Source organism: Alphaproteobacteria bacterium, from assembly GCA_019746225.1.
Lineage (GTDB): Bacteria > Pseudomonadota > Alphaproteobacteria > Paracaedibacterales > VGCI01 > VGCI01.
The window spans coordinates 1-8,121 of sequence record JAIESE010000007.1 but is presented as its reverse complement, the minus strand read 5'-3'; the positions used below and the strand labels follow the sequence as shown (position 1 = coordinate 8,121).

9 protein-coding genes are annotated in these 8,121 nt (G+C 46.1%); 5 read left to right on the top strand and 4 right to left on the bottom strand.

What is annotated here, in order from left to right:
• The 5 genes from K2Y18_00910 to K2Y18_00890 all read left to right on the top strand — a co-directional run.
• On the top strand, nucleotides 1-322 hold a 322-nt coding region (locus K2Y18_00910), incomplete at its 5' end, for a serine hydrolase (protein ID MBX9804294.1).
• 4 nt (nucleotides 323-326) lie between these two features.
• Complete coding sequence (gene plsY / locus K2Y18_00905) at nucleotides 327-908, top strand: glycerol-3-phosphate 1-O-acyltransferase PlsY (GenBank protein MBX9804293.1); 582 nt, start codon at nucleotides 327-329, stop codon at nucleotides 906-908.
• 69 nt (nucleotides 909-977) lie between these two features.
• Nucleotides 978-1,388 (top strand): low affinity iron permease family protein, encoded by a 411-nt coding sequence (locus K2Y18_00900; protein ID MBX9804292.1) that lies wholly within the window; start codon nucleotides 978-980, stop codon nucleotides 1,386-1,388.
• Nucleotides 1,389-1,634: 246 nt separating this feature from the next.
• Nucleotides 1,635-1,991, top strand: a complete 357-nt coding sequence (locus tag K2Y18_00895; GenBank protein ID MBX9804291.1) for a hypothetical protein — start codon at nucleotides 1,635-1,637, stop codon at nucleotides 1,989-1,991.
• A 455-nt stretch (nucleotides 1,992-2,446) separates the two neighbouring features.
• Complete coding sequence (locus K2Y18_00890; GenBank protein MBX9804290.1) at nucleotides 2,447-3,382, top strand: hypothetical protein; 936 nt, start codon at nucleotides 2,447-2,449, stop codon at nucleotides 3,380-3,382.
• Nucleotides 3,383-3,775: 393 nt separating this feature from the next.
• Here K2Y18_00890 and gcvPB read toward each other — a convergent pair whose 3' ends face one another.
• The 4 genes from gcvPB to gcvT form a co-directional block, all read right to left on the bottom strand.
• Nucleotides 3,776-5,266 carry an aminomethyl-transferring glycine dehydrogenase subunit GcvPB gene (gcvPB, locus tag K2Y18_00885; GenBank protein MBX9804289.1) on the bottom strand — a complete coding sequence of 497 codons (1,491 nt, stop codon included), beginning with the start codon at nucleotides 5,264-5,266 and terminating at the stop codon, nucleotides 3,776-3,778.
• 61 nt (nucleotides 5,267-5,327) lie between these two features.
• Nucleotides 5,328-6,656 (bottom strand): aminomethyl-transferring glycine dehydrogenase subunit GcvPA, encoded by a 1,329-nt coding sequence (gene gcvPA, locus K2Y18_00880; protein ID MBX9804288.1) that lies wholly within the window; start codon nucleotides 6,654-6,656, stop codon nucleotides 5,328-5,330.
• On the bottom strand, nucleotides 6,657-7,025 hold the full coding sequence (gene gcvH / locus K2Y18_00875) for a glycine cleavage system protein GcvH (GenBank protein ID MBX9804287.1): 369 nt from the start codon (nucleotides 7,023-7,025) through the stop codon (nucleotides 6,657-6,659).
• 13 nt (nucleotides 7,026-7,038) lie between these two features.
• A partial coding sequence (gene gcvT, locus K2Y18_00870) for a glycine cleavage system aminomethyltransferase GcvT (protein ID MBX9804286.1) occupies nucleotides 7,039-8,121 on the bottom strand: 1,083 nt, incomplete at its 5' end.

Here is an 8,121-nt window from a genome sequence, read left to right as displayed (position 1 = left end):
TGTAGTCTCAACCCAAGACCTCGAGCAATTTATCACGCCCATCATTCACACACCCGATCAATGGCAACGCAGTCAAAAGCACCGGGATCGCATCTCCAAAACACAATATGGACTGGGCTGGAGACATATGATGTTTGCCGATCACCCCGTTGTGTTCCATAGTGGGTGGATTCGGGGATTCTGTAACACGGTTGCATTCCTACCTGACCAACAAGTTGGAATCGTCATTTTGCAAAATGCAGAGTCTTCAGTAAACAATCGCATCGCTATGCAATTTTTTGACTGGGTATTAGACTTGCCCCCTAAGAAGTGGATTGATTAACATCATGCAATATGGACTTATTCTGGTTGCTTATCTCTCAGGCTCCGTGCCCTACGGTCTGATTTTCACAAAAATCTTTGGTGGGGTCGATGTGCGTAAAATAGGATCTGGCAACATTGGAACCACAAACGTCCTTCGAACCGGCCAAAAGGGTCTAGCTGCAACGACTTTATTCTTTGATTTCTTCAAGGGATTTCTACCTGTGTGGGGGGCCAGCTATCTGGGAATCGAAGGCATCCTTCTCTTAAGCATCGCTTTTGCTGCTGTCATTGGCCATGTCTTTCCCATTTGGCTGAAATACCAAGGTGGAAAAGGCGTTGCCACCGCTCTTGGTGTATTTTGGGCCCTTTCTCTGCCATTGGGAGTATTTTCAACGTTTATGTGGATCGTCATCACCCGATTCGTCAAAATTTCTTCCCTATCCTCTTTGTGTATGTTTGCTCTTGCCCCCTTATTCGCAGCCCTTGTTGTATCCCCACCCATGGCTGTCTTTTGTTTGGCGATTGCCCTTCTCATTTTCTGGACCCATCGGTCCAACATCGAGCGATTAATAAATGGTAAAGAAAAGGGAATAGGCGAGAATTAATGGAGGGAAGATGCCAATAAATTGGATCGTAATCTATAAAATCTAAAAACCGATTAAGGAAACATTACTATGAAGATCACCCAACCCTTTGCTAAATTTTCCCACTATATATCTACATTATCAGGCCGTCCGTCTGCTGCTATTCTTGCATCCACTATGGTGCTCTTGTGGCTGATTACAGGCCCCTATTACGGTTACTCGGATACTTGGCAACTGGTCATGAATACAACCTCATCAATCGTCACCTTTATTATGGTCTTTCTTATCCAGAACACCCAAAACCGAGATAGTAATGCGCTTCAAATTAAGCTTGATGAGCTCATTCGAGCCCATGAAGGCGCTCACAATGCCTTATTAGATCTTGAGGAACTGACGCAAGAGCAACTCGATGCTATCAAGGAAAAATACGAACATCTCGCAAAAGTAGCCAGAGCTGACCTTAAACATGGCCTATCTGACACTGAAACATCCGCGGTTTAGAGAGCATTTCTAATTGAAATTCAAAGTATTAGACTCTTCCTCTGTAAATTGCTTTATTCTCTCCTATCTGTATTTTCCTTTTGCCTTAAAAATAAGAACCAGGTAAATCAAGACTTCTATTGTATAATTTTAATATATTTTAAAATAAACTCGTCACGTACTTGAAATGGTTTTTAATAAATATATATTAACTAGCGTAAGTTGACTTTGTCTTACATGTTTATTACTTACTTAAAGGAGATTGTCATGAAATATAACATACTAGAACTATGCAACCAACCGAAGAGCAAAGCAAAGAGGATATTAAAATATGTCCTTCTTTGTGGCGTTATAGCAATGGGTGCAAGCCAAATGGCTCAGGCTCGAGGAACTGCGGCAGAACCACCGCCTCCTCAACAACCACAACCTGTTGAGGTTACGGGACTATCGGGGGTAGCTTCTGTTGCACCCCCACCACACGTTTGCCCCCCACCACCTTGTCATACACCACCACCACCTTGTCATACACCACCACCGCCATGTCATACACCACCACCCCCACCATGCCATGCGCCACCACCACCTTGTTCACCTCCTCCCCCACCTTGTCACGGTGGTAGGTAACCAAGGTCAATAATAAGAAAGAGAGGAGAGCGCTACATCTTGGCGCTCTCCTTCCTCAATTTAGGGGTCCCTCTTTAGAATTTGTTGCATAAAGGCTACACTCTTTAATAAAAATATTCATTCTTTATCCTATTCCCTCAATAAACTATTTTTTATCTATCTTCTTCCAACCCTTGGTATTCCTTTATAAAATGATCCATACTGCATAGATTTTGATGAACAAGATCTGACACGAACAGGGTCATTCCTGACAAACCATTGATGTTAACCTATGTCTAGGCCAGCAAACTGCCATTTTCATAATTCTATATTATACAATAAAAACAGCTCCTTGTGAGGGATACATTTTTCTATTATGTTTAAATTTACATATAAAAATATTTATTAAAATTTTAAAAAAACTGTGCTAACGTAAAAACTGAGTGTTCATTTTCATGATTTTAGGAGGTATTTTTATGTTAACAAGATCTTTCAAAACAGCGGCAGCTTTGGGGCTATACTGCAGTTTTGCTATGGCAGCTTCTGCCAGTCAAAGCACAATAACAGCTACCGTTCCCGGAACCCCCTCAATCCTTACCCAAGAGCAAATTAAAGCTCATGTTAAAAATCGCTTTTACATCAGCCAAGACATCGGAACTTATCATAACTCAGATCCGATAAGCCCCTATCACTCTACCCCATTATATACGTTTATGGCCTATGAACATTATCCAAGACCAGAAGTCGGATATGGATTGATTGCGACCTATACGTACAACCACTATATTTTCACACAATTGAGAAACAATACCGTTGAAGCAAAAACGGTTGGTAAAGTGACAGGACTTATGCCTTATGTTAACTATTTTGTGAGCCCCCAATGGCTTCTTACAGGCCAAATCGGTGGATATATCGAAGATCTAAATGGTTATTCTAAAACAAACACGGGTGTTTACAATCGTGCACGTAACCAAGTCTTCACACCAACAGCTGGTGCCTATGCCACCTGGCTCAGCAAAGAAGAAGGTAAATTTAGCACAACGGTCCGTGGTGGTGTCTATTATACCAACCAACGGTATCGCAGCGTTATCGACAGTCAAACAAACTTCTACGCAACGCGTCACTTTGAATATGCGGCTATGCTTTTGTCCGCTCGCTTCAAATATAAGCCTGACAGCCATTTTTGGAATGCCTTCTTGCACGTTGAAGCCGACCACCGCTTCTTTTCAGGAGCGCGCCCTGGCATCCAAAAGCCAGATACGGGTCGTCGGAACATGTTCTACCAAGTCGGGCCTGCAGTCCACTTTAACTTAAGCAAAACGTGGGAAATGCGTATCTTTGCTCTCCATATCGAAGACTACGATTACGGACGAGAAGAACGGATCGGTATCCGATTCAGAGCCGCATTCTAAGGCACCCTATACTACGCAGGAAAAAGGCAGGCTTTCGAGTCTGCCTTTTTTTATGGGTATCAAAAATAAGTGCTACCTTAATAACAATCCAAGTTCTAATATTTCCTTCCCGCAAACCCTATGGAACAAATTAAGCAATTACTGTACTTGACCTCTCCCCTTGTGGGAGAGGTCGCCAGTGAGCCTAGCGAAACGGCGGGTGAGGGGTATGTTGCATAAAGGAAATTTAAAGATAAGGACCTGCTAATATACACCCCTCACCCGCCCCTTACTTCGGCTTCGCCTACGTATGGGTCGACCTCTCCCACAAGGGGAGAGGTAAAAAGCACAATGACACCTTGAAGTTGGAATCCTTTAAAAGCGGAATATTATTACCCAATCATTGAGATAGCCTCATTCCCCCCGCACCCAGCGCAAGACATGCTGACGGGCGGCACGGGTTTCATCAAGGCGACGGCGGGGCGTGTAGCGGGGCGCTTCGGCAAAATGTTCCGTCTGCCCCTCTTTAGCCAGGGTCACCAGGTGCTTCATGGTCCCTATAAATAAATCGAGGCTTGCTTTGCTCTCACATTCCGTCGGCTCAACCAACAGAGCCCCACTAACCACGAGGGGAAAGTACATCGTCATGGGGTGAAACCCTTCATCAATGAGGGCCTTGGTGAAATCTAAGGTGGTAACGCCTGTTCCTTTGAGGAACCGCTCATCAAAAAGAGCCTCGTGCATACAAGGGCCCTCAAATGAAGCCGTCATAACGCCTTTGAGCTGGGAAAGGATATAATTGGCATTGAGAACCGCATCTTCGGCCACCTGTCGCAATCCATCAGCGCCATGGCTCATCATGTACGCCAGAGCCCTCACAAACATGCCCATTTGACCATGGAACCCCTTCAGCCTTCCAATCGATTCGGGAGCATCTTCCAGGTGTTCTTTCAAGAGCAGTTGACCATTGGCCTGCTTGACAACATAAGGGATGGGAGCAAAGGGCGCCAAGGCCTCAGAAAGCACCACAGGACCACTTCCCGGCCCACCACCTCCATGGGGTGTCGAGAAAGTCTTGTGCAGATTAATATGCATACAGTCGATGCCCAAATCAGAAGGGCGAACCTTGCCGACAATAGCATTGAAATTAGCGCCATCGCAGTAGAAGAAAGCGCCCACATTATGAACCGCTTGGGCAATTTCCACTATTTCGTCCTCAAATAACCCACATGTGTTGGGATTGGTCAGCATAATGGCGGCAACGTCCTTCGTCAATGCCGCCTTCAGGGCTGTTAAATCCACCCGTCCCCGATCATTGGCTGGAATGGTATGGACTATAAAGCCGCAAGCTGCCGCGGTTGCTGGATTGGTCCCATGGGCTGATTCTGGCACCAAGACGAGGGTCCGGTGTTCCCCTCTGGCTTCTAGGGCCGCCTTTATGGTCATCATCCCACAAAGCTCCCCATGAGCACCAGCCGCCGGCGTCATGGCCACGGCTGGGAGCCCCGTCAATTGCATTAACCAGTGTGCCAGCTCATGAATGACCTCCAAGGCCCCTTGAACACTTGAAATGGGCTGCATGGGGTGTACATCGCTGAAAAATCGAGCGACTTTTTCATTGAGGCGAGGATTATGCTTCATTGTGCACGACCCCAAGGGGTATAACCCTGTATCTATGGCGTAATTTTTCTGACTTAAACGGGTGTAGTGACGCACAACCTCAGGCTCAGACAATCCTGGCAATCCAATGCTTCTTCGCATCAGGCCGCCCAGTCGATTCTCTGACAACTCAATTTCCGGCCAATCAACCCCTGTCAATCCAGGTGTATCTTGTTCAAAAATTAACCCTTCCTCAAGAACGAGGCCCCGATTTCCTGTAAAAGTATCCATTTGTTGATCCGTCATCGATATATCCTGGTCTGATTTCTTTGCATTGGAATGGTGAATCGCTTGGGAGTGGGTCATGTTACACCCTTTTGCTGGCACAGGCAGCCTCTAAAGCTTTAACAAACTGTTGTAGATGAGCATCGGTTACAGTTTCTGTCACAGCAACAAGTAAGTCATTGGGACGCTGACCTGGCAGAAGCCTAGAGACGGGAATGCCCCCTAAAATACCAAGGCTCGCCAAATGCTCCACGACCCCTTGAGCATCAACTGGTAATCGAACAGTAAACTCGTTAAAGAAAGTCTTATTCAAAACCTTAATGCCAGAAATTTTGGACAAGGCGTTTGCCAAACTGATCGCTTTTTGATGGTTTAGTTTAGCAAGTCTTTGAAGCCCTAACTCCCCTAAAAGGCTTAAGTGAATCGTGAAGGCTAAAGCACACAATCCAGAGTTTGTGCAGATGTTGCTTGTCGCCTTTTCTCGGCGGATATGCTGTTCTCGGGTTGACAGGGTTAAAACCCATCCTCGTGTACCTTCCTTATCAACGGTTTGCCCCACAACGCGCCCCGGCATTTGACGAACATACTTTTCTAAGGTAGCAAACAATCCAACCGTGGGGCCCCCAAAATTAAGACCACACCCCAATGACTGGCCTTCTCCGGCGACGATATCCGCCCCTATTTCTCCCGGCGGCATGAGCAATCCCAAAGCCACAATTTCAGTAACAACGACGATGAGCAATATGCCCTTGGCATGACATGCCGTTGATAAAGTTCGAAAATCTTCTACATTTCCATAAAAATCTGGATATTGAACGACAACACAGGATATGTCGTCCGTAAAATCTTTCCCCTCAGTCAATACATCGGTCGAAAAGCCACAAAACCGTGCATAGGTATGAATCACATCTTGATAATGAGGATGCAACCCGTCAGATAAGAGAGCTTTTTTACGCCCCGTTACGCGATTCGCCATCATAACGGCTTCAACGGTGGCTGTTGCCCCGTCATACATCGAGGCATTGGCCACTTCCATTCCCGTCAGAAGGGTAACTTGCGTTTGAAATTCAAATAGATACTGAAGCGTTCCTTGAGAAATCTCTGGCTGATAGGGGGTATAAGAAGTTAGAAATTCCCCGCGTTGTATCAAATGATCTACAGCCGCTGGTACATGGTGATAATAAGCCCCAGCCCCTAAAAAACATGGCCTGTCACCTGCTTGCTGAGTGTTGGCAGCAAGTGTTCGAAACGCCCCCTCCACAGCCCATTCACTTTGATGTAGTGGCAAATCAAGCAAGGATGTCAGACGCGCTGACCGCGGAACATCTTCAAATAAATCATCTACACTTGAAACCCCAATGGCCTTAAGTAGATCTTTGCGAGATTTTTGTGTATGAGCTAAGTACCGCATTTAGTGACCCTGTTTTGTAAATGACTCATAAGTAGATTTTTCCATCAAACCGTCAAGTTCAAGGGGGTTTGAGAGTTTGATTTTAAAGAACCACCCAGCCCCCATGGGATCTGTGTTAACAAGGTCTGGTTGCATACTCAAGGCCAAGTTGACCTCAACCACTTGCCCACTTACAGGCGCATATAGTTCACTTGCGGCTTTGACAGATTCCACAACTGCAGCTTCGGCTCCTTGAGTTAATAGTTTGCCAACCGCTGGCAGTTCTGTAAAAACAACATCACCTAGTTGATGGGCCGCATAGTCTGTAATACCAACTGTACCAACATCTCCATCGATGTGAATCCATTCATGCTGATCTGTATATTTCATATCTTCTTCCTTTTTAGTTTTTATAATATGAATGTGGAACAAAAGGCATTTTCACAACTTTTGCTGCCCGAGCCTGTCCCCGAATTTGTATCAAAACGTCCCCACCAACAGATGCGAAACCCGACTCAACATACCCCATAGCTATAGGATGGCCTAATGTCGGACTATGACCCCCGCTTGACACTTGTCCGATAGCTTTGCCTTCAAGGGCTTGAATTTCTGCCCCTTCTCGAGCAATGCCACCGGGCTCTAAGACAAGACCGACCCGTCGCCGGGAGGGACCATGAGCGAGCTGTGATAAAATGTTATCGGCCCCTAAGAACCCTCCTTCTTGACGACGTCGTTTACCAATTGACCATGAAATTCCGGCTTCGACCGGTGTAATATCTTCGTTCAGTTCATGGCCATAAAGGCACAATCCAGCCTCAAGACGCAAAGAATCTCGAGCGCCCAACCCAATTGGCTTTACTTCAGGCGCCTCCAATAGCTTCTCCGTCAATGAAATCCCATCTTCAGCAGGCATCAGTATTTCAAATCCGTCTTCCCCAGTGTACCCTGATCGACTGATCCAAATATTCCCAAATCCCTTCGCTGTCATAAAGGGCATTGACAATACTTCAGCAAAGAAGCGTCCCAAAACCAAAGCGGCTTTAGGGCCCTGGAGAGCCACCATGACAGGATTTTCCCAAACGCGTATAGGAGTCTGTTCGCCCAAATGTTCTTGTAAATAGGCAAGATCTTCGACCTTCCGGCTTGCATTGACCACCAACAAATAGCCGTTCTGTCTACGGGTGATCAAAAGATCATCCAAAATGCCGCCTGTGTCCAACATAAATACGCCATAACGCATTTGACCGGGACACATTTCAAAAAGATCACATGGTATGAGGCGCTCCAACGCATTTGTCGCTTGCTCTCCTTCTATCTCCAGCACGCCCATGTGGGATACATCGAACAGTCCAGCCGCACTTCGGGTGTGGTGATGTTCATTGACGATGCCGGTTGGATATTGAATGGGCAAACTATAACCCGCAAAAGGAGCCATCCGAGCGCCGAACCGACGATGGATGCTTTCTAATGGAGTTGTTTCTAAAGC